This is a genomic window from Arthrobacter sp. UC242_113 (genome assembly GCF_044054585.1).
Classification (GTDB): Bacteria; Actinomycetota; Actinomycetes; order Actinomycetales; family Micrococcaceae; genus Arthrobacter.
The window spans coordinates 400,144-420,756 of sequence record NZ_CP171968.1 but is presented as its reverse complement, the minus strand read 5'-3'; the positions used below and the strand labels follow the sequence as shown (position 1 = coordinate 420,756).

The following is a 20,613-nucleotide window of genomic DNA, read 5'->3' as shown; positions in this document are numbered from 1 at the left end:
GCCAGGGAACCCTGCGGGCGTGGGCCCAGTCAGTCGCACCGACGCCGCTGGTTCAGCTAATACCCGCCTGGCGTTCGGCGGTTTCCACTACGTTGGCCAGGAGCATGGCGCGGGTCATCGGACCCACGCCGCCCGGGTTCGGGGACAGCCACGCGGCGACGTCGGCAGCGTCGGGGTGCACGTCTCCGGTCACCACCGCCTTGCCGGTGCCGTCGTCCACACGGCTCACGCCGACGTCGAGCACGATCGCGCCCGGCTTCAGGTCCTCCGCCTTGACCAGGTGCGGCACGCCGGCCGCGGCGATCACGACGTCGGCCTGCCGGAGTTCGGCGGGCAGGTCGGCGGTGCCGGTGTGTGCCAGCACCACCGTGGCGTTGACGTCCTTGCGGGTCAGCAGCAGGCCCACCGGGCGGCCGATGGTCACGCCGCGGCCCACCACGAGAACGCGCTTGCCCTTCAGGTCAATGCCGTGCCGAGTGAGAAGTTCCACGCAGCCCTTGGGGGTGCAGGGCAGCGGGGACTTCATGGGGCCGCTGATGTTGGCCACGAGGCGGCCCAGGTTCATCGGGTGCAGGCCGTCGGCGTCCTTGTCCGGATCCATGGCCTCCAGGATGACGTCCTGGTCGATGTGCTTGGGCAGCGGCAGCTGGACGATGTAGCCGGTGCACTCCGGGTTGTCGTTCAGCTCGCGGACCACGGCCAGGAGCTCGTCCTGGGTGGTTTCCTCGGGCAGGTCGCGGCGGATGGAGTTGATGCCCACCTCGGCGCAGTCCTTGTGCTTGCCCCCCACGTACCAGGTGCTGCCGGGGTCAGACCCCACCAGGATGGTGCCCAGTCCCGGAGTGACGCCCTTGGCCTTGAGTGCGGCCACGCGTTCGGTCAGCTCGGCCTTGATGGCAGCGGCGGTAGCCTTGCCGTCGAGGATCTGCGCGGTTTTTGCGGTTTCAGTCATGGATTACCACTGCTCGTGCTGCGGGTACAGCGGGAAGTCGGCGGCGAGCTTGTCCACGCGGGCCTGCAGGGCCTCGACGTCCGTGGCGGAGCCGGCCTTCAGGGCGGTGGCGATGATCTCGGCAACCTCGGTGAATTCGGTGGCGCCGAAGCCGCGGGTGGCCAGGGCCGGGGTGCCGATGCGCAGGCCGGACGTGACCATCGGCGGGCGCGGGTCGAACGGTACGGCGTTGCGGTTGACGGTGATGCCCACGGAGTGCAGGAGGTCCTCGGCCTGCTGGCCGTCCAGCTGCGAGTTACGCAGGTCAACCAGTACCAGGTGGACGTCGGTGCCGCCGGTGAGGACGGACACGCCGGCCTCGGCAACATCGGACTGGTTGAGGCGGTCGGCGATGATCTTGGCGCCTTCCAGGACGCGCTCCTGGCGCTCCTTGAACTCTGCGGTGCCGGCGATCTTGAAGGCCACGGCCTTGGCGGCGATGACGTGCATGAGCGGTCCGCCCTGCTGGCCCGGGAAGACGTTGGAGTTGAGCTTCTTGGCCCACTCCTGCTTGGCCAGGATCACACCCGAACGGGGGCCGGCGAGGGTCTTGTGCACGGTGGAGGTGACGACGTCGGAGTGCGGCACCGGGCTCGGGTGCAGGCCTGCTGCCACGAGGCCGGCGAAGTGTGCCATGTCCGTCCAGAGCAGGGCGCCCACTTCATCGGCGATGGAGCGGAACGCGGCGAAGTCAAGGTGGCGCGGGTAGGCGGACCAGCCGGCGATGATCACCTGCGGCTTCTCGGCGATGGCCTGCTCGCGCAGCTTGTCCATGTCGACGCGGAAGTTGTCCTGCTCCACTTGGTAGGCGGCCACGTTGTAGAGCTTGCCGGAGAAGTTCAGCTTCATGCCGTGCGTGAGGTGTCCGCCGTGGGCCAGGGACAGGCCCAGGATCTTGTCACCGGGGGTGATCATGGCGGAGAGCGCGGCGGCGTTTGCCTGCGCACCGGAGTGCGGCTGGACGTTGGCGTATTCGGCGCCGAACAGGGCCTTGACCCGGTCGATCGCCAGCTGCTCGGCGACGTCGACGTACTCGCAGCCGCCGTAATAGCGGCGGCCCGGGTAGCCCTCGGCGTACTTGTTGGTCAGAACGGAGCCCTGGGCTTCCATGACCGCGCGGGGGGCGAAGTTTTCGGAGGCGATCATTTCCAGGGTGCCGCGCTGGCGGCCGAGTTCCTGGTCCAGTACTGCGGCGATCTCGGGATCGAGCTCAGCCAGCGGCTGGTTGCTCACGGCGGAGGTGCTAACGGAAGTCGGTGAAGTGGTCACGAAGAACTCCTGGCTAGGGATGGGCACTGCTAAAGGTCAGGCTACCGGCTGGGACGTTGCTCCGCCCGTCGGTGACCATCATCCGGAAAGCCTTCCGGGCGCAGATCTATTCAGGGCGCCGCAGCGCGATCGGGTGGCCGCTCTTCGAGAAGCGCGGCGCTACCGGCAAAACATGACCCTCGGCCCAGGCGTACGATCCGTGGTCTTCGTGAACGCCGCTCCCTGGTGGTTAGCCACCCAAACGCCAGTTGCGACGCCACCACACTATCAAAAGCGGGACCGACGCGCGGGTAGGCTGTTCTTCGTGAATGAAGACCAGCTCGCCAAATCGTACGTCGTAACCCTGTCCTGCCCGGACCGCCCCGGAATCGTCCACGCCGTCGCCGGCGCCCTGCTCGTGGCGGGCTGCAGTATTACGGACTCCCAGCAGTACGGCAGCGAGGCCACCGGCACCTTCTTCATGCGCGTGGAGGCCACCACCACCGCACCCCAAAACGAGGTTGTGGCTGCCCTGGAGCCGGTGGCGGAAGCCTTCGGCATGCAGTGGAACCTGAACCCCGTAGGCCGGAAGGTCCGCACCCTGCTGATGGCCAGCAAGTCCGCCCACTGCCTGAACGACCTTCTGTTCCTGCAGCGCTCCGGCACCCTGCCCATCGAGATCCCGGCGATTGTCTCCAACCACCGCGACCTGGCCGGGCTGGCCGAGTTCTACGGCATTCCGTTCCACTACATCCCGGTGACGGCCGACACGAAAGATCAGGCCGAGGACCAGCTGCGGAAGATCATCGCCGAAGAGGGCGTCGAACTGACCGTCCTGGCCCGTTACATGCAGATCATCTCCGACGACCTGTGCACCGAACTGACCGGCAAGGCCATCAACATCCATCACTCGTTCCTGCCGTCCTTCAAGGGCGCCAAGCCCTACCACCAGGCCCATGCCCGCGGCGTGAAGCTGATCGGCGCCACCGCGCACTACGTCACCGCCGCACTGGACGAGGGCCCCATCATCGAGCAGGAAGTCATCCGGGTGGACCATGCGCGCACGCCGGAGCAGTTCGTGCAGATGGGCCGGGACGTGGAAGGCCGCACCCTCGCCCAAGCCGTGCAGTGGCACGCCGAACACCGCGTGCTCCTGGACGGTAACCGGACGGTCGTCTTTAACTGACGCTCCGCCTTTATGACGGGCCGGCGAGCGGTTCGCACCGCGGTTCACACTAGGCGGGTTTAACCAAGACTGGTTAACACGATGACTCTGCTGACAGAAACTTCGCTGGAACCCTTCATAGCCCTGCTCAAAGCACAGGGCAGGCACTCCGTGCTGGATGTGTGCTGCGGCCCAGGCGACGACGGCCTCCGGTTCGTCCAGGCCGGCATCCACTACACGGGCGTTGACCCCTTCGACGGCAACGTCCGGTACGCCATGGCGCGCAGGCTGAGCGTCTCCGTGGCGGAGCCCGCGCGCCTGCCCTTCGCCGCGAATACGTTCCCGGCGGTCTGGGCTGTCCAGTCACTGGAAGGGCTTACGGCGGACCAGGCGGACGACGTCGTGCGGGAGCTTGAGCGGGTGGCAGAACCGGGTGCGCCGATCGCCGTCGTCCTTCCTTAGGGCGCTGGCGGCCGGTTGAGCCGCACGCGGACCGCGGCGCCGGCGCAGAGTACGACAGCGGCTCCGCCGACGTTGGTCGCCCACGACAGCTGCTCGCCGAGCAGAAGCGCAGCCCAGCAGATGCTCATCACCGGCTGGGCGAGCTGGACCTGGCTCACCTGTGCCATCGGTCCAATGGCGAGGCCTTGGTACCAGGCAAAGAAGCCCAGGAACATGCTGACGACGCCGAGGTAGGCAAACGCGGCCCACTGCACCGGGGTGCCGGAGGGCGGCTGCTGGGACACGGAGAAAGCCACAAGGCCCACCATCAGGGGCGAGGCCAGGACGAGGGCCCAGGAGATGGTCTGCCACGCGCCCAGTTCGCGCGCCAGCAGCCCTCCCTCGGCGTACCCCACGGCAGCGGCCAGCACGGCGCCCAAGAACAGCAGGTCCGTCCAATGCAGCTGGCCAAAACCACCGGGCTGCGCGACGGCGAAGCCGACAGCGGCAATCGCCCCCGCTCCTGTCGCGACCCAAAAACCTGCCCGGGACGCTCACGGGCACGGAGCACCGCCATCGTCGCCGTTGCCGCAGGAAGCAGGGCGATCACCACGGACCCATGGCTGGCCGGAGCGGCGGTGAGTGCGAAGGACGTGAGCATGGGGAAGCCGACCACAACCCCTCCGGCGACCACCGCCAGGCGAAGCCACTGCACGCCGCGGGGCAGGCGCTGGCGCGCGAGCAGCAGCGCCGCGGCGGCCAGGACGGCCGCCACCACTGCCCGGGCCGAGCCAATGAACAACGGCGACAGCCCCTCGACTGCGAGGCGGGTGAAGGGGACGGTGAACGAAAAAGCCACTACACCCAGCAGGCCCCACCAGATTCCGGCGCGTGACGATTTGGGTGACGATCGGGTGGGCGGCGATCCGGCCTGCGGCGATATCACTGGGCGAACTGGAACAGTAGCGCTACTGTTGTGTCTCATGAACAACGATAGCAGTTCGCGGATCGCGGTGCGATTGCGGGAATGGATTGCCGGCGCGGCACCGGGGTCGCGGCTGCCGTCCACCCGGTCGCTCGTCGCCGAGTACCAGGCCAGCCCTGTGACCGTCCAGAAGGCACTGCAGGCCCTCACGAGGGAGGGGGCCATCGAGAGCCGCCCGGGCGTGGGGACATTCGTGCGGGCCGTCCGGACAGCGCGGCCGTCCGATTACGGCTGGCAGACGGCCGCCCTGCGGTCACCGAAGGCGCAGCTTCGGCCGGCCTCCGCGGCAATGCGCACCGCACCGAACGACGTCATTGCGTTCCATTCCGGTTATCCGGACCGCGAACTCCTGCCCGAGCGGCTGGTGCGCGCCGCGCTTACACGGGCGGCCCGCGGAGAGGCAGCGTTGTCGCGTCCCCCGGCGGCAGGGCTGCCCGAGCTGCAATCCTGGTTTGCCCACGAGCTCGGAAGCTCCACCCCGGCCGGCATCTCCCCGCCGACCCCGAGCGACGTCGTCGTGCTTCCGGGCAGCCAAAGCGGCCTCAGCTCCATCTTCAGGGCGCTGGTGGGCTACGGGCAGCCGCTCCTCGTCGAGTCCCCGACCTACTGGGGGGCCATCCTGGCCGCGGCGCAGGCCGGCGTCCGGGTCATCCCTGTGCCCAGCGGCGCCGGCGGACCGGAGCCGGCGGAACTGGCCCGCGCCTTCGAGGAGACGGGGGCTCGGATGTTCTATGCCCAGCCGAACTTTGCGAATCCCACCGGCGCGCAGTGGGACGGCCGGCGCTGCGAACAGGTGCTGGACGTCGTGCGCAAGAACGGCGCCTTCCTCCTCGAGGACGACTGGGCGCACGATTTCGGCATCACCACCACAGCCCAGCCTGTGGCGGCCCGCGACGACTCCGGCCACGTGGTGTATCTCCGGTCGCTGACCAAGAGTGTCTCCCCTGCCGTCCGCGTGGCGGCGGTCATCGCCCGCGGCCCCGCGCGCGAACGCATCCTTGCCGACCGGGCAGCCGAGTCCATGTATGTCAGCGGGCTACTCCAGGCGGCGGCGCTCGACGTCGTCACGCAGCCGGGCTGGCAGACCCACCTGAAAAGCCTCCGGCACCAGCTCCAGTCCCGCCGCGATCTTCTGCTCACGAGCCTGCTTCAGCACGCACCGCAGGCGCACGTCGAGAACGTCCCCAAAGGTGGGCTGAACCTTTGGGCAAGGCTTCCCGACGGGACCGACGTCGAACACCTCGCCCGCAACTGCGAAGGCGCCGGCGTCATCATTGCGGCCGGAACGGAGTGGTTCCCGGCCGAAGCGGCCGGGCCTTTCATCCGGCTCAACTACGCGGGCCCCAACCCGGGCGCCTTCCCCGAAGGCACCCGGATTCTCGGCCAGGAGCTCTCTCGGACTCTCAGGTGAGTCCGCTGCCCTGCGCGCACCTAGGATGGGACCCTGGGTGCGCAGCGCCGGCAGCACGCCCGGTCAGGCCCCAGCATTGAGAGAGGACAACGCTTCTTGGGCTACGTGTATCTGGCACTGGCGATCGCCGCGGAGGTCCTGGGCACCAGCCTCCTGAAGTCGACAGAAGGATTTAGCCGCCTCTGGCCCAGCGTCTGGTGCCTGGGGGCCTACGGGATTGCCTTCGCCCTGCTGTCCCAAGTGGTCAAGAGTGTGCCGGTCGGGGTGGCCTATGCCCTGTGGTCGGGCCTCGGAACGGTTGCCATCGTGGCGATCGGTGCCGTCTTCCTCGGCGAGGAACTGAACCTGATGAAGGTCCTCGGCATTGCGCTGGTGGTCGCCGGCGTCGTGGTCCTGAACGTCGGCGGAGCCCACTGACGGTCCCTAGCTCGCCCCCACGCATGAGTTTTTGTCCAGATGTCCGACTTAAACGCCCTCTAACCCGCGACAACGGGACAAAGCTCCAATGGAGGGGGCATCAGGTCGCTTTGTCCTAGGCTGGGGGCATGGCTCCCATTTACCCCTTCGCCGGTGACACGCCGGACATCCACCCCTCCGTTTTCGTTGCGCCGACTGCGTCAGTCATCGGCCGCGCCACGCTCGCCGAGGACGCCAGCGCATTCTACGGCGTTTCGGTGCGCGCGGACACCGCCGCCATCACCGTGGGCACGGGCAGCAACCTGCAGGACAACGTGGTGCTGCATGCTGACCCCGGCTTCCCCTGCAGCGTGGGGGCGCGGGTCAGCGTCGGGCACAGCGCCGTCGTCCATGGCTGCACCGTGGAAGACGACTGCCTCATCGGCATGAGCGCCACCATCCTCAACGGCGCGGTGATCGGCGCCGGCTCGCTCGTGGCGGCCGGCGCCGTCGTGCTGGAAGGGACGGTAGTCCCGCCCCGCTCGCTGGTGGCCGGCGTCCCGGCCAAGGTGCGCCGCGAACTTACGGATGAGGAGTTCGACGGCGTGAAGCGCAACGCGGCGCACTACCGCGAGCTCGCCCAGGCGCACCGCGAACTGCACGCACCCATGTAGGTCGCAGCACAGGGCGTTCCCAGCGCTGGGAACGCCCTGAGGTGCTACATAGTTGGGAACCGGCGCTCAGTCCAGGCTGATCGGGCCCAGCTCGTCCAGCAGGTCGCCAGGGCCGGGGTTGCCGGGTGCAGATGAGCCGCCGAGGTGGTTCACCACGCCCCACACCGCGTTCAGGCCGGTGGTCACGGCGCCCTCGGCCCAGCCGGCGGTGAAGGAAACGTCGTCCCCGGCGAGGAAGATGCCGCGCTGGCTTTCCGGCAGCTGGTCCTGCCTGAAGTGCGTGAAGAGCCGCTGCTGGTAGCGGTAGTGGCCGGGCAGGTTGGCCTTGAAGGCGCCCATGAAGTTGGGGTCGGCCTCCCAGGACACGGTGATCGGCTGGCCCACGATGTGGCTGGCGATGTCCACGCCGGGGTAGATCTGCTCGAGCGAGTGCAGCATCAGCTCCACGCGTTCGTCGGCGTCGAGCGCCAGCCACTTCAGCGCGTCGTCGTTCCACGTGTAGGACAGCAGGATCACGGCGGGCTGGTCCGGGCCGTTGTCCAGCAGGTACGTGGCGCGGTTGAGCCGGTCCGTCAGCGTCATTGACAGCACGTCCCTGCCGGTTTCCGGGTCGATGTCCTTCCAGAACGGCCGGTCCACCATCACGAACGTCTTGGACGACTGCATGTAGTGCGAGCGCTCGATAGCCGTCCACAGCTCAGCCGGGAACAGCGTCTCCTCGGTGTGGATCCGGGTGGACAGCAGCCACGACTGACAGGTGGTGACCACCGCCGGGTAGGAGGCTTCCCTCCCCCAGCGCTCCCGGATGCGGAGGTCGCCGTCAGCGCCACGGCTGATCCGCTCCACTGCTCCGCGCGGGGAGCCGGAGTGCAGGGACGCCAGGGACGTTCCTTCCGGCCAGTGCACCATGCCCGACGGCGCGTGGCGCCAGAGTGCCTCGGGGAGCCTTTGCGCTCCCCCGGCGATGAGACGGTGCTGGTCATCGGCGTCGGTGTAGACGACGCGGAGGATCTCAAGGATGGAGTTGGGGAAGTCGGTGTCCCAGCCGCCGGTGCCGAAGCCGACCTGGCCGAACGCCTCGCGGTGTGCGAAGCCCGCCTTCCGGAACGCCTGGCTGCCGGCGATGAAGCCGTAGAAGGTCTCCTCGTCGAGCTCCGGAAGAAGCTCGTTCCACAGTTCCTTGATCCTGGCGGTGTCCCGCGCCCGGATGGCTTCCTGCATCTGGGTGAACTGCGCGCCGTCGTTCACGGCGGCCTTCCAGGCGTCGGCCACTTCGCGGAAGAACGGCGGCAGGTCTGCCGAGGTGGCGGCATAATGTTTCTGCCCCGCCAGCTCAATCACGGTGCTGGAGGTGGCCGGTGCCAGCGGGTTGGGGAAGTCCTGGGTCTCCAGTCCCAGCAGGTCCACGTAGTGGTAGAAGGCCTTGCCGGACACCGGGAACCGCATGCCGCCCAGGTCTGCCACCACATCCGGGGCCGACGGGAAGCTGGCGGTGCGCAGGCGTCCGCCGAGTTGGTCCGCTTCGTAGAGCACCGGACGCAGCCCAAGCTTCATCAGCTCGTATGCGGTCACCAGCCCGGACAGCCCGGCACCCACCACAGCGACTTCGGTGCCGTGCAGCTCCGGCGGTACCGAACCCAGTCCGTCCGGGTGGGACAGGTAGTGGTCGTAGCTGAACGGGAAATCCGGGTTCAGCATGGTCACCGGGGCCTGGCCCGGCGCGCCGGCCTCCGGCAGGCCGGAAACAGTGGTGGTGGCACTGGACGGGTCGGATGCCGGCAGTTCGGTAGCGGTTGTCATGGAAGGTCTGTCTCCGTGGTCTCGTGTGTTGTCTTGTCTTACTGGTGGGAAGTTGTCTGTTCAGCGGATGCGGAAGCTGGGGAAAAGTCTCGGCCGGATAGTTCACGGTATTCCTCCAGCGCCAGCGCGGCCACCCGCGAGTGCCGCCTGCCGTAGCCGAAGTAGGCGGCGAGTCCCACCAGCATCCAGATCCCGAAGGTCACCCACGTTTCGGCGCCCAGGTTGGCCATTAGGTAGACGCACATCAGCGCGCCCAGGATCGGTGTCAGCGGGAACAGTGGAACCCGGAAAGTCCGCGTGAGCTCCGGCCGGGTGCGGCGGAGGTAAATAACGGCCACGTTCACCAGGGCGAAGGCGAACAGGGTGCCGATGCTCGTGGCGTCTGCGAGCGCCCCGAGCGGGACCAGCCCGGCGGTGAGTGCGACGGCGGTTCCCACGATCAGCGTTCCGGCAACGGGTGTGCCGGTGCGGTGGGAGACGCGGCCAAAGACGCGGGGAACCAGTCCGTCGCGGGACATGGAAAGAAGGATGCGGGTCTGTCCGTAGAGGACCGTCAGCACGATGCTGGCAATGGCGAGCACAGCGCCGACGGCGAACACCAGCGCGATCCACGGCTGGCCGGTGGTTTCCTCCAGGATCTTCACCAGCGCAGCTTCAGTGCCGTCGAACCACCCCCACGGCCGGGCGCCGATGGCTGCCACCGCAACCAGCACGTAGATGGTGGTGACAATCAGCATGGACAGCATGATGGCCCGGGGCAGGTCGCGCTTGGGGTTGCGGGCTTCCTCCCCCGCGGTGGAGGCGGCGTCGAAGCCGATGTAGGAGAAGAACACCCGGGAGGCGGCGGCGGAGACGCCGGCTGCCCCCATCGGCAGGAGCGGTTCGAAGTGGCCGCCGTTGAACGCGGTAAAGGCCACGGCGCAGAAGAAGACCAGGATGCCTACCTTGACCAGCACGATCGCGGTGTTGATCCATGCGCTTTCCTTGGCGCCTCGCACCAGCAGGACCATGGCCAGCACCACAATCACCATCGCCGGGATGTTGACCAGACCGCCGTCGCCCGGCGGCTGCGAGACAGCATCGGGCAGGACCTGTCCGAAGACTGCCAGCGTCTCGTTGACGTACTGGCCGGCACCCACTGCCACGGCAGCGACGGAAACGGCATATTCGAGCACGAGGCACCAGCCGCAGATCCAGGCCATGCCCTCGCCCATGGTGGCGTACGTGTAGGAGTAGCTGGAGCCCGCGGCCGGCACCAGGCCGGCCATTTCGGCGTAGGACACGGCGGACAGCAGCGCGGCCAGGCCGGCGATGGCGAACGAAATCCAGATGGCCGGTCCGGCCAGCGGCACGGACTCGCCCAGGATCACCAGGATGCCGGTGCCGAGCGTGGCGCCCACGCTGATCATCGTCAGCTGCATGACCCCGAAGCTGCGCACCAGGCGGGTTCCGCCGTGGCCCGTCTCGGCCTCCTGGACCATCTGCCCGATCGGCTTGCGACGCAGCAGCTGGGCTGCAAGTCCTGGGCGGCCGGCCTGCACCGGAGGCCGCTGTCCTGCTTGGGTGGGCACAGTCATCATTGACGTCCGTTCGTAAGTAGTTGGGGGCTTTCCGTCGCTCAAGCCTAGGCGTGTGAGTCACCTCTCACTGCTGTGCAAAATGACCTAGAGTGTTCTGACATGGGACGTAATGCACAACAGATGGGCCCGCCCGAGGCGGCCGGCGGCACCCCTCCGGCGGCCGGTTCCGCAGGAGAACATCGGAGCGGGGTCACCCTTGACCAGCTCCTGGCGAAGCTGCCTGACGGGGTGGTGGTGGTCCACGACGGCGGCAACGGTTCCGGCCTGCTGCGCTGGGTTGAACCGAGTGAGCTGGAGGACCCTACCCCGTATCTGCTCGACGGCGAATTCCTCCTGACGGCGGGCTTGCCTTTCGTGGGCGGCGCAGGGGGCGGCGCGGGCGACGCCGGCAGCGACGCAGGCGACGCCGCAAGAGGTGCATCCGGGGTCGACGCCTACGTCCGGCGCCTCGTGAAGGCCGGGGTGGTGGCACTCGGCTTCGGCCTGGAGCCCTACTTCACTGCTGTCCCCGAGCCGGTGGTGGCCGCCTGCGTCCGGCACAACCTGACGCTCGTGCAGGTGCCGAGCACGGTCCCGTTCGCCGCCATCGGCCTCGAGTTCTCCCGGCTCCTCGAATCGGACAACGCGAAACTGTTCAGGCACCTCGCCGACACCAACAGGCAGCTGATGCGGGCCGTCCTGTCCGCCCGGCCGGAACACGAACTGCTCGCCGCCCTCGCCCAGCGGGTTCCCGTGTGGGCCATGCTGATCGGTGCCGACGGGCGCGTGCGCGCCCGGGCGGGTTCCGGCGTCGAGATTGCCGCCCTGCAGCCGCTGCTCGGCCGGCTCCTGGGCGGAAGCGGTCCCCGCGTGGAGATGGATTCCCTGGACCGCCCCGGGTCCCGGCTCGTGTTTGGGCATCCGCTGCGCAGCACACGAGACGCCAATCTCGGGGCGCTGGTGCTGGGCAGCGACACGCCCCTGACCCCAGCGCAGAACAGCGTGGTCTCCTCCGCCGTCGGGCTCCTGGAGCTCCTCGTCCGGCAACGGACCAGCGGCTCACTGGCACCGAGCCAGCTGGCGACGTCGCTGCTGCTGCACCCGGACAGCCTGTCCGCCGGCGGGGCCCGGCAGCTCAACGGGCTACGGGACCTGCTGGCCCAGAGCACATCCTCCACGCGTTCGGGTCCCTTGCGCATCGTGCAGGGAGTCAGCGCGGCGCAGGGAGTCAGCGCTGCACGGGGCAGCGGGGATGAGCAGGGCAGCGGGGCTGAGCAGCGCACCCGGGCTGAGAAAGGCATTCGGGCAGGTCAGGCCGCGGGGCAGGCTGCCGGGCGCGCCGCTGACAGCCCGGTCCGCGAACTGCTGCAGTGGCGCCGCCTCTTCGACACCAAGCTTGTGGAGCTCACGGACTACGGCTTCGCCGCCATCACCCGGCTCCGGGTGGATGATGCCCTGCTGGGGGAAGTGGAGAAGCTCGGGTGGCGGCTGGTTATCGGGGACGCCAGCGAGCTCACCGATCTGGGCAGCGCCTACCAGCGGGTGACGGCGCTGCGGCAGCGCGTCCAGACCACTGGCAAGAGCGCCAGGGTAGGTGAGGTGACGTGGACGGTCGCCGGACTGCTGGGGCAGGAAGCCGGGACCATGCTGGCCAGGCGGCTGCTGGAGCCCGTGCTCAGCCAGGACAGCGAGCGCCGGACCGCGCACCTGTCCGTACTGAGGGCATGGCTCGGCGAGAACGGGAACTGGGATGCCACCGCCAAGGCGCTGGGTCTGCACCGCAACAGCGTCCGGCGGCAGATCAACGCGGTGGCCGAGCTGTTGGACACTGACCTTAATCAAGCGCAGGTGCGGGCCGAACTCTGGATTGCGATGCAGTACGTGGACGGGCTGCCACCTAGCGCTGATTAACGCCGCCGTTCCCGTCCCAGGCGCGGTAGACATCAGGCCGCCGTTCCCGCAGATAAGGCACGGCGTCCCGGGCCTGGCGGGCCGCTTCGGCGCTGACTTCGGCGTACAGCAGTTCCGGACCGGCGCCGGCTGCGGCCAGCAGTTCACCGTCGGGGCCGGCAATGACGCTTCCGCCCAGGAAGGTGCAACCGTTCTCCTCCCCGGAGTGGTTGGCATAGGCCACGGTCAGCTGGCTCTCCAGCGCACGGGCCCGCAGCAGCACCTGCGGCACCGACTCGAAGCCGTGGGCCAGCGCTGTGGGTACCAGAAGCAGGTGGGCGCCGGCCGCGGCGGCCGCGCGCACGGTTTCAGGGAACTCCACGTCGTAGCAGATGGCCAGCGAGGCCTTCATGCCGCCCAGATCGACGACGGCGGGGGCTGCTTCCGCGGGGCTGAACGCCTCGCGCTCCTCCGGACCAAAAAGGTGGACCTTGGCGTAGCTGAGCAGTTCATTTCCGCGGTTGTCCAGGACCGTCGCGGTGATCTGCCACTGCCCGTCGGCCGTGACCGCGGGCAGGCTGTAGACCAAAGCGATCCCGTGCCCTGCGGCGATGCCGGCAAGAGTACGCCCGATGCCGGGCAAGGTCTCGGGATCCAGCTCCGCCCTGACGCGCAGCGGAGCGTAGCCCACCGGGAAAAGCTCGGGAGTCAGCAGTACCTCGGCACCCGCTTCCGCGGCCGTCTGTGCCGCATGGTCAATAGCTTCGCAGTTCCGTTCAATGTCCATAACACTGGAGTTCGCCTGCATCAGCGCCAGCTTCACCGTGATCACCTCAAGTCTTTGTGGACGCCCGGCCAACACCGGACGCCGTTTCCTTCAGCGTATCCGCGGGCGGGGGCTGCCGATCCGGTCCATTTGCACCGCGCCCCACAGTCCGCGGGACGGATTGTCCGGCGGCCGAGTCCTTACAAGTGCCGGATCCTTGCGTTAACTTCTTGACTACAAGGCCGCCGATGGTGCAATGTTCATTTCATGCCCTCACCAGCGCGCTCAACGAGGAGCCGAACCAAAAACCCCGGGTCGCAATCCGCCCTCAGGCACCTGAACCAGCAGCGGATCATCGAATGCCTGCTCAATGGTCCTTCCACCCAGGCGGAACTGGCGCGGCAGACGGGACTGTCCACCGCCACGGTGTCGAACATCGTCAAAATCATGCAGGACTCCGGGCTGGCTTCCACCGAGCCGACCACCAGTTCCGGCCGGCGCGCACTCAACGTCCGGCTCAACAGCAACGGTGCCGTGGCGGTGGGCATCGACTTCGGCCGGCGGCACCTGCGGGTGGTTCTGGCCTCGCTCAGCTACCACATCATCGCCGAGGAATCGGTACTCCTGCCCCTCGGCCACCAGGCGGAGCAGGGCATCCAGGCGGCCGTCGCCCTGCTCGAAAAACTGCTGGCGGACAGCGGCGTGGAGCGCAGCGCCGTGGTGGGTGCCGGCGTCGGAATCCCCGGCCCGATCGACCGCCGGACCAGCACCGTCGCGCAGGGGGCCATCCTGCCCGAATGGGTGGGCATCGACATCCTGGAACGCCTCGAGGAGGCGTTCCAGTTCCCCATATTCGTAGACAATGACTCGAATCTTGGTGCACTGTCCGAGGTCACCTGGGGGCCGCACAGCGGCATCAGCAACCTGCTCTTCATGAAGATCGGATCAGGCATCGGCGCGGGCCTGATCCTCAACGGCAACCCGTACTACGGCAACGTCGGGATCACCGGCGAAATCGGCCACGCGACCATCCACGAACACGGCCTGATCTGCCGCTGCGGCAACAGGGGATGCCTGGAGACCATCGCCTCCACCACCACCATGATCGAACTGCTCAGCCGGGGTGAGGAGCGTCCGCTGACCCCCGAGGACATCGTGCGCAAGGCGCTGGCGAGGGATGCCGCCACCCTGCGCGTGGTGGACGACGCGGGCCTCGCGGTGGGCCGGGCGCTCGGAAATGTGGCCAACCTGATCAACCCCGAGGTCATCGTGGTGGGCGGCCCCCTGGCGGGCTTGGGCGACATCCTGCTGGACCCCATCCGGCGGGGTTTGGTGCGGCACGCCGTCCCGGTGATCGGCGAAACCACCACCCTGACCATGTCCTCCCTGAACGACCGTGCGGAGGCCCTCGGCGCCGCATCCCTGGTCTTCCAGCACGCCGGAATCCGGCGCACGTAGCGTTTCGTTATCCCGCCGTTGCGTTAAATACTTGACGACAAGGGCATGCTCCATCTACTTTTTTCATCAGACGGCCCTGCGGATTGCAGGGAAGACAACGAAGTCAATGCATTGGAGGCGTAAGGGCAAATGACGTCCCTCAACACGCAGAGCGAGCCGGTTCTCTTGGAGATGCGGTCCATCACCAAGGAATTCCCGGGCGTTAAAGCCTTGTCCGATGTGAACCTGGTGGTGAAGGCCGGGGAGATCCACGCGATCTGCGGGGAAAACGGCGCCGGAAAGTCCACCCTCATGAAGGTCCTCTCCGGCGTGTATCCCTACGGCAGCTACAACGGCGACATCGTGTACCAAAACGAGGTGCAGCAGTTCAAGGACATCCGGGCCAGCGAACACGCGGGCATCGTGATCATCCACCAGGAACTGGCGCTCATCCCGGAGCTCTCCATCACGGAGAACATCTTCCTGGGCAACGAACCGGTCAAGCGCGGAGTGATCGACTGGGCCGAAGCCCGCACCCGCTCCCGCGAGCTGCTCGCCCGGGTGGGCCTGCGCGAGGACCCGGACACCCCGATCAAGGAAATCGGCGTCGGCAAGCAGCAGCTGGTGGAGATCGCCAAGGCGCTGAACAAGTCCGTGAAGCTACTCATCCTGGACGAGCCGACGGCCGCACTGAACGAATCCGACTCCCAGCACCTGCTGGACCTGATCCTCGGCCTGAAGGGCCGCGGCATCACGTCCATCATCATTTCCCACAAGCTCAACGAGATCGAACAGATCGCCGACTCCATCACCATCATCCGTGACGGCAAGTCCATCGAGACCCTCAACGTGAAGGCCGACGGCGTCGACGAGGACCGCATCATCAAGGGCATGGTGGGGCGCACCCTGGAATCGCGGTTCCCGGACCACGAACCCAAGATCGGGGAGGTCCTGTTCGAGGTCAAGGGCTGGACGGTCGGGCACCCGCAGGTGCAGGACCGCCTGGTCTGCAAGGGTTCGAACTTCTTCGTCCGCCGCGGCGAGATCGTCGGTTTCGCCGGACTCATGGGCGCCGGCCGCACCGAACTGGCACGATCGGTGTTCGGCCGTTCCTACGGCCGCTATATCAGCGGCCAGATCTACAAGAACGGCAAGGAACTCCACCTGAAGAACGTCAAGCAGGCCATCGACGCAGGCCTGGGCTACGTCACGGAGGACCGGAAGTCGCTGGGCCTGAACCTGCTGGATGACATCAAGACCACCACCGTTTCGGCGGCGCTGAAGAAGATCACCAAGGGCCTTGTGGTCGATGCGAACAAGGAATTCACGGTGGCCGAGCAGTACCGCAAGTCCCTGCGGACCAAGACGCCGTCCGTGGAGGAGGGCGTGGCCAAACTGTCCGGCGGGAACCAGCAGAAGGTGGTTCTGGCGAAGTGGATGTTCACTGACCCGGACCTGCTGATCCTCGATGAGCCCACCCGCGGCATCGATGTCGGGGCCAAGTACGAGATCTACGGGATCATCCAGCAGCTGGCCAACCAGGGCAAGGGCGTCATCGTGATCTCGTCCGAACTCCCCGAACTGCTGGGACTCTCCGACCGCATCTACACCATCTTCGAAGGCTCCATCACCGGCGTCCTGGACAAGGACGACGCCAGCCAGGAAAGCCTGATGAAACTCATGACCTCCGCCCGAAAAACCGCCTGACCCTCTGGAACCCTCCAGAACCTTCCAGAACAAGGACTGACAAAATGAACGCGCTCAAGAAGCTCTTTGGCGGCAACACCCGCCAATTCGGCATGATCTTCGCCTTGGTGGCACTGATCATCTTCTTCCAATTCGCTACCCAGGGCCGCACGCTGACACCGGGCAACGTGATCAACCTTTTCAACGGCAACTCCTACATCCTGATCCTGGCCATCGGCATGGTGCTGGTGATCATCGCCGGGCACATCGACCTGTCAGTCGGATCCGTGGCGGCGTTCGTCGGCGTCACGGTGGCGCTGGCCATCCGGGACTGGGGCATCCCCTGGTACGCCGGCATTCTGCTGGGCCTCGCCCTCGGTGCCCTGATCGGGGCGTGGCAAGGGTTCTGGACCGCCTACGTGGGCATCCCCGCGTTCATCGTCACCCTGGCCGGCATGCTCCTGTTCCGCGGCTTCAACCAGTTCGTCGGCAAGTCCAACACCATCCCCGTCCCGTCGGATTTCCAGTACATCGGCTCCGGTTACCTTCCGGAGGTCGGCCCGAACACCGGTTTCAACAACCTGACCCTGCTGCTGGGCCTGCTCGCCGTCGCGTTCGTGGTGTTCAGCGAACTCCGCAACCGCCGCACCGCGAAGGCCCTCGGCGCTGAAGTCCCCGAGGGCTGGGTGGTGGCCACCAAGCTCATCCTGGTCTGCGGTGCGATTCTTTATGCCACCTACCTGTTCGCCACCGGCCGCCCGGGCACATCCTTCCCCATCCCCGGCCTCATCCTCGCCGTCCTGGTCCTGATCTACGGCTTCATCGCCTCCAAGACCGTCGTCGGCCGCCACATCTACGCGGTGGGTGGCAACCGCCACGCCGCCGAACTCTCCGGCGTCCAGTCCAAGAAGGTCAACTTCCTGGTCATGATGAACATGGCCATCCTGGCCGGCCTCGCCGGCATGATCTTCGTGGGCCGCTCCACGGCATCCGGCCCGTTCGACGGCGTCGGCTGGGAACTTGATGCCATCGCCGCGGTGTTCATTGGCGGCGCGGCGGTTACCGGCGGCGTCGGCACCGTGATCGGCTCGATCGTCGGTGGCCTGGTCATGGCCGTGCTGAACAACGGCCTTCAGCTCCTCGGCGTCGGTGCCGACCTGACCCAGATCATCAAGGGCCTGGTCCTGCTGATCGCCGTCGCGTTCGACGTCTACAACAAGAGCCAGGGCAAGCGCTCCATCATCGGCATGCTGACCCAGGGCTTCAACCGCCCCAGCGGCGGCACCCCGCTCCAGCCCGACGAAGTGACTTCCACCAAGGAAACCATCTCCCGGGAAGCCTGAGCACTGCCCGCTCCCCGGATGCATTTCCCACCCCTATAGAAAGTGAATCGAGCAAATGCGAATGATTGGTAAGGCAGGAAAGGCGGCAGCAATCGCTGCCATTGCGGCACTGGCGCTGACAGCCTGCGGCCGTTCCGACACAGGAACGACGGGCGGCGGCACCGCCGGCGGCGAGGCGTTCCCCAAGGACTCCTCGATCGGCGTCGCGCTCCCCCAGAAGACCAGTGAGAACTGGGTCCTGGCGGAGAAGCTGTTCAACGACGGCCTCAGCCAGGCAGGCTTCAAGCCGGACGTGCAGTTCGCCAACGGCGGCGTCTCGGAGCAGCAGAACCAGATCAGCGCCATGATCACCAAGGGCGCCAAGGTCATCATCGTCGGCGCAATCGACGGCGCCCAGCTGGGCACCCAGCTGAAGCAGGCCAAGGACGCCGGCGCCACCATCATCGCCTACGACCGCCTGCTGCTGAACACCGAGAACGTGGACTACTACGTGGCCTACGATAACTTCAAGGTGGGCGAGCTGCAGGGCAAGGCGCTGCTGGACGGCATGAAGGCCAAGAAGCCCAACGGCCCGTACAACGTGGAGCTCTTCGCCGGTTCCCCTGACGATGCCAACGCCAAGGTCTTCTTCGACGGCGCCATGAGCGTCCTGCAGCCGAAGATCGACGACGGCACCCTGAAGGTTCTCTCCGGACAGAAGTCCTTCGAGCAGGCCGTCACCCAGGGCTGGAAGGCAGAAAACGCCCAGCGCCGTGCGGACACGCTCCTGACCGGCAGCTACACCTCCGCGTCGCTGGACGGCGTCCTGTCCCCGAACGACACCCTGGCCCGCGCAGTGCTGACCGCCGTCAAGGCCGCCGGCAAGCCGCTTCCGGTGGTCACCGGGCAGGACTCCGAGGTTGAGTCGGTCAAGTCCATCATGGCCGGCGAGCAGTACTCCACCATCAACAAGGACACCCGCAAGCTCGTTGAGCACTCAATCGTCATGGTCAAGGACATCCAGGCCGGCAAGACGCCTGAGATCAACGATGACAAGTCCTACAACAACAAGGTTAAGACCGTCCCGGCCTACCTGCTGGAGCCGGTCATCGTGACCAAGGAAAACGTCAAGACGGCCTACGTGGACGATCCGGTTCTCGGCCCGATCACCAAGTAGCGGCTTCCGACGCAGACACCGCAGAGCCCCGGCTCCCCCGCACGTGACCAGTTCACCAGGGAGGGCCGGGGCTCTTGCGTGTCCCCGTAACGCTCGTTCACTTCTCACGGGTCCCGGCTTCACAGCGCAAACATAGGTTCGGCCCGTTGCGCGCACAGCAGCGGGCACCAGTGTGGGATCCGAAGCCGGACAATCCCCGGCATGTGATCCCAAGGAGTGCAGTGAGCGTCCTCGCCCGAAGTGTAGGCAATGCGTTTAGAAACAAGGTCCGAACAGCGGCGGTCGTGGCCGTACTGGCGGTCGCCATAGGCCTGGCTTTGGCCATGCTGGTGGCCAACCAGGCCGTCGGCGCCAAAGTCCAGGAGCTGAACGCTTCCGTGGGGACCGTGCTGACGGTGAACCCGGCCGGCGGCCAGGGCTTCGAAGGCGGCGGTGAGCCGCTCACCGCCGAGCAGGCAGCGACGGCGGCGGACGTCCCGAACGTGACCGCCGTCGTTGGAACCAAGGCGCTCAGGCTGCGCAACGCAACCGAGGCCGCAGCCCAGACGGCAGCCGGCAACCAGGCCGGCCCCGGCGGCGGGCAGGGCGGCCCCGGCGGCCAGACCACCACCACGCTGACCACCAGCCTCACCGCCGCCGTCGACGCCGGAACGCTCGGCGCCCGCAACCAGGACAGCACCGGAACCACGGGCACCACCGGCAGCACCGCAACCACCCAGCCGGCCCGGTCCCTTCCCATAACCGCGACCGGAACCGGCGCAGAGGTGGACAGCACCGGCAAGGCGCTGGAACTCACTTCGGGCACCGGACTTGGTGACTACACGGCCGAGTCCACCAAGGCGCTGCTGGGCACCACCCTCGCCGAAAAGAACAACCTCAAGGTGGGCTCCACCTTCATCATCAACAGCAAGACCTTCACCGTCGCCGGCCTGTTCGGTGCCGGCACCACGTTCGGCAACAACGCCCTCTACGTCACGCTGCCCACCGCGCAGACCCTGGCCGAGCTGCCCGGCGAACTGTCCACGATGATCGTCACGGTGGACAGCATGGAGAACGTCGACGCCGCCAAGACGGCACTGCAGGACGCGCTCGGCACCGACAAGGCCGATGTCACGCAGGGCCAGCGCAACCTCGAAACCGCCCTCACCTCGCTGGACAGCGTCAAGAACATCTCAATGGTGGCGTTCATCGCCGCACTCGGCACGGCGGGGCTGATCATCCTGCTGATCATGGTCATGCTGGTCCGCGAGCGACGCCGCGAAATCGGTGTGCTCAAGGCCATCGGCGCACCGAACCGCACCATCGGCCTGCAGTTCGTGCTCGAAGCCCTGGTTCTGGTGGCCCTCGGCAGCGTGGTGGGCGCCGTCATCGCCTCCTTCGCCAGCGGTGGCATCGCCTCGGCACTGGTCAGCTCCAGCACAAGCACGACGGCGGCCCCCACCGGGCGCGGCGGGTTCGCCGGCGGTACCGGCGGATTCCCGGGCGGCCAGGGCGGACCGTTCGGTGGCGCCTCCCAGCTGCTGACCTCCGTCACCGCCAGCGTCTCCCCCGGCATCCTTGCCGCCGGCATCGCGGCAGTGTTCGGCGTCGCCATCATCGGCGCGCTGGTTCCGGCCCTGCTCACCGCCCGCATCCGCCCCATCGAAGTCCTCCGAGGAGAATAGC

General features: G+C 67.2%; 16 protein-coding genes and 1 pseudogene. 11 read left to right on the top strand and 6 right to left on the bottom strand.

Annotated features, from left to right (window positions below; translation table 11 throughout):
• Nucleotides 1-52: 52 nt before the first annotated feature.
• Together ACHMXB_RS01925 and glyA are read right to left on the bottom strand one after the other, a co-directional pair.
• Complete coding sequence (locus tag ACHMXB_RS01925; RefSeq protein ID WP_395402317.1) at nucleotides 53-952, bottom strand: bifunctional methylenetetrahydrofolate dehydrogenase/methenyltetrahydrofolate cyclohydrolase; 900 nt, start codon at nucleotides 950-952, stop codon at nucleotides 53-55.
• 3 nt (nucleotides 953-955) lie between these two features.
• On the bottom strand, nucleotides 956-2,260 hold the full coding sequence (gene glyA / locus ACHMXB_RS01920) for a serine hydroxymethyltransferase (protein ID WP_395402315.1): 1,305 nt from the start codon (nucleotides 2,258-2,260) through the stop codon (nucleotides 956-958).
• A 304-nt stretch (nucleotides 2,261-2,564) separates the two neighbouring features.
• On the opposite strand from glyA, the gene purU reads away from it, so the two are divergent.
• Entirely contained in the window at nucleotides 2,565-3,425 is an 861-nt protein-coding gene (gene purU / locus ACHMXB_RS01915) for a formyltetrahydrofolate deformylase (protein WP_395402313.1), read from the top strand.
• An 81-nt stretch (nucleotides 3,426-3,506) separates the two neighbouring features.
• A complete protein-coding gene (locus ACHMXB_RS01910) occupies nucleotides 3,507-3,866 on the top strand; it encodes a class I SAM-dependent methyltransferase (protein WP_395402311.1) in 360 nt (119 codons plus the stop codon).
• Here ACHMXB_RS01910 and ACHMXB_RS01905 read toward each other — a convergent pair.
• Nucleotides 3,863-4,830 (bottom strand): annotated as a pseudogene (locus ACHMXB_RS01905) (DMT family transporter). The gene ACHMXB_RS01910 and the pseudogene ACHMXB_RS01905 sit on opposite strands and share 4 nt — an antisense overlap.
• Between ACHMXB_RS01905 and ACHMXB_RS01900 the strand changes: the two are divergent.
• The 3 genes from ACHMXB_RS01900 to ACHMXB_RS01890 all read left to right on the top strand — a co-directional run bounded on the left by ACHMXB_RS01900 (nucleotide 4,829) and on the right by ACHMXB_RS01890 (nucleotide 7,311).
• Entirely contained in the window at nucleotides 4,829-6,241 is a 1,413-nt protein-coding gene (locus ACHMXB_RS01900) for a PLP-dependent aminotransferase family protein (RefSeq protein WP_395402309.1), read from the top strand. The pseudogene ACHMXB_RS01905 and the gene ACHMXB_RS01900 sit on opposite strands and share 2 nt — an antisense overlap.
• A gap of 96 nt (nucleotides 6,242-6,337) precedes the next feature.
• Complete coding sequence (locus ACHMXB_RS01895) at nucleotides 6,338-6,658, top strand: DMT family transporter (protein WP_395402307.1); 321 nt, start codon at nucleotides 6,338-6,340, stop codon at nucleotides 6,656-6,658.
• 128 nt (nucleotides 6,659-6,786) lie between these two features.
• On the top strand, nucleotides 6,787-7,311 hold the full coding sequence (locus tag ACHMXB_RS01890) for a gamma carbonic anhydrase family protein (RefSeq protein ID WP_395402305.1): 525 nt from the start codon (nucleotides 6,787-6,789) through the stop codon (nucleotides 7,309-7,311).
• Nucleotides 7,312-7,377: 66 nt separating this feature from the next.
• Here the strand turns inward: ACHMXB_RS01890 and ACHMXB_RS01885 are convergent, their stop codons facing one another.
• Entirely contained in the window at nucleotides 7,378-9,111 is a 1,734-nt protein-coding gene (locus tag ACHMXB_RS01885) for an FAD-dependent oxidoreductase (protein WP_395402303.1), read from the bottom strand.
• A 38-nt stretch (nucleotides 9,112-9,149) separates the two neighbouring features.
• On the bottom strand, nucleotides 9,150-10,688 hold the full coding sequence (locus tag ACHMXB_RS01880; RefSeq protein WP_395405061.1) for an amino acid permease: 1,539 nt from the start codon (nucleotides 10,686-10,688) through the stop codon (nucleotides 9,150-9,152).
• A 102-nt stretch (nucleotides 10,689-10,790) separates the two neighbouring features.
• Between ACHMXB_RS01880 and ACHMXB_RS01875 the strand changes: the two genes are divergently transcribed.
• The gene (locus ACHMXB_RS01875) at nucleotides 10,791-12,581 is read left to right on the top strand and encodes a helix-turn-helix domain-containing protein (RefSeq protein WP_395402301.1); all 1,791 of its coding nucleotides are present in this window, start codon (nucleotides 10,791-10,793) and stop codon (nucleotides 12,579-12,581) included.
• Here the strand turns inward: ACHMXB_RS01875 and ACHMXB_RS01870 are convergent.
• A complete protein-coding gene (locus ACHMXB_RS01870) occupies nucleotides 12,568-13,392 on the bottom strand; it encodes a nitrilase-related carbon-nitrogen hydrolase (RefSeq protein ID WP_395402299.1) in 825 nt (274 codons plus the stop codon). The two genes, ACHMXB_RS01875 and ACHMXB_RS01870, sit on opposite strands and share 14 nt — an antisense overlap.
• Nucleotides 13,393-13,593: 201 nt before the next feature.
• Here ACHMXB_RS01870 and ACHMXB_RS01865 point away from each other — a divergent pair, with 201 nt between their 5' ends.
• The 5 genes from ACHMXB_RS01865 to ACHMXB_RS01845 all read left to right on the top strand — a co-directional run bounded on the left by ACHMXB_RS01865 (nucleotide 13,594) and on the right by ACHMXB_RS01845 (nucleotide 20,612).
• Nucleotides 13,594-14,784 (top strand): ROK family transcriptional regulator, encoded by a 1,191-nt coding sequence (locus ACHMXB_RS01865; protein ID WP_395402297.1) that lies wholly within the window; start codon nucleotides 13,594-13,596, stop codon nucleotides 14,782-14,784.
• 129 nt (nucleotides 14,785-14,913) lie between these two features.
• Nucleotides 14,914-16,470, top strand: coding sequence for a multiple monosaccharide ABC transporter ATP-binding protein (mmsA, locus tag ACHMXB_RS01860; protein WP_395402295.1), 1,557 nt, complete (start codon nucleotides 14,914-14,916; stop codon nucleotides 16,468-16,470).
• 44 nt (nucleotides 16,471-16,514) lie between these two features.
• Nucleotides 16,515-17,792 carry a multiple monosaccharide ABC transporter permease gene (gene mmsB, locus ACHMXB_RS01855; RefSeq protein WP_395402293.1) on the top strand — a complete coding sequence of 426 codons (1,278 nt, stop codon included), beginning with the start codon at nucleotides 16,515-16,517 and terminating at the stop codon, nucleotides 17,790-17,792.
• A gap of 55 nt (nucleotides 17,793-17,847) precedes the next feature.
• Nucleotides 17,848-18,948, top strand: a complete 1,101-nt coding sequence (locus ACHMXB_RS01850; RefSeq protein ID WP_395402291.1) for a substrate-binding domain-containing protein — start codon at nucleotides 17,848-17,850, stop codon at nucleotides 18,946-18,948.
• Nucleotides 18,949-19,169: 221 nt separating this feature from the next.
• Nucleotides 19,170-20,612 (top strand): ABC transporter permease, encoded by a 1,443-nt coding sequence (locus tag ACHMXB_RS01845; protein WP_395402289.1) that lies wholly within the window; start codon nucleotides 19,170-19,172, stop codon nucleotides 20,610-20,612.
• Nucleotide 20,613: the final 1 nt, after the last annotated feature.

Excerpts from the sequence above, each read along its gene's own strand:
- ACHMXB_RS01925 (WP_395402317.1), bottom strand. The coding sequence starts at position 952 with ATGACTGAAACCGCAAAAACCGCGCAGATCCTCGACGGCAAGGCTACC.
- ACHMXB_RS01910 (WP_395402311.1), top strand. The coding sequence starts at position 3,507 with ATGACTCTGCTGACAGAAACTTCGCTGGAACCCTTCATAGCCCTGCTC.
- ACHMXB_RS01900 (WP_395402309.1), top strand. The coding sequence starts at position 4,829 with ATGAACAACGATAGCAGTTCGCGGATCGCGGTGCGATTGCGGGAATGG.
- ACHMXB_RS01890 (WP_395402305.1), top strand. The coding sequence starts at position 6,787 with ATGGCTCCCATTTACCCCTTCGCCGGTGACACGCCGGACATCCACCCC.
- ACHMXB_RS01885 (WP_395402303.1), bottom strand. The coding sequence starts at position 9,111 with ATGACAACCGCTACCGAACTGCCGGCATCCGACCCGTCCAGTGCCACC.
- ACHMXB_RS01880 (WP_395405061.1), bottom strand. The coding sequence starts at position 10,688 with ATGACTGTGCCCACCCAAGCAGGACAGCGGCCTCCGGTGCAGGCCGGC.
- ACHMXB_RS01875 (WP_395402301.1), top strand. The coding sequence starts at position 10,791 with ATGGGACGTAATGCACAACAGATGGGCCCGCCCGAGGCGGCCGGCGGC.
- ACHMXB_RS01865 (WP_395402297.1), top strand. The coding sequence starts at position 13,594 with ATGCCCTCACCAGCGCGCTCAACGAGGAGCCGAACCAAAAACCCCGGG.
- mmsA (WP_395402295.1), top strand. The coding sequence starts at position 14,914 with ATGACGTCCCTCAACACGCAGAGCGAGCCGGTTCTCTTGGAGATGCGG.
- mmsB (WP_395402293.1), top strand. The coding sequence starts at position 16,515 with ATGAACGCGCTCAAGAAGCTCTTTGGCGGCAACACCCGCCAATTCGGC.
- ACHMXB_RS01850 (WP_395402291.1), top strand. The coding sequence starts at position 17,848 with ATGCGAATGATTGGTAAGGCAGGAAAGGCGGCAGCAATCGCTGCCATT.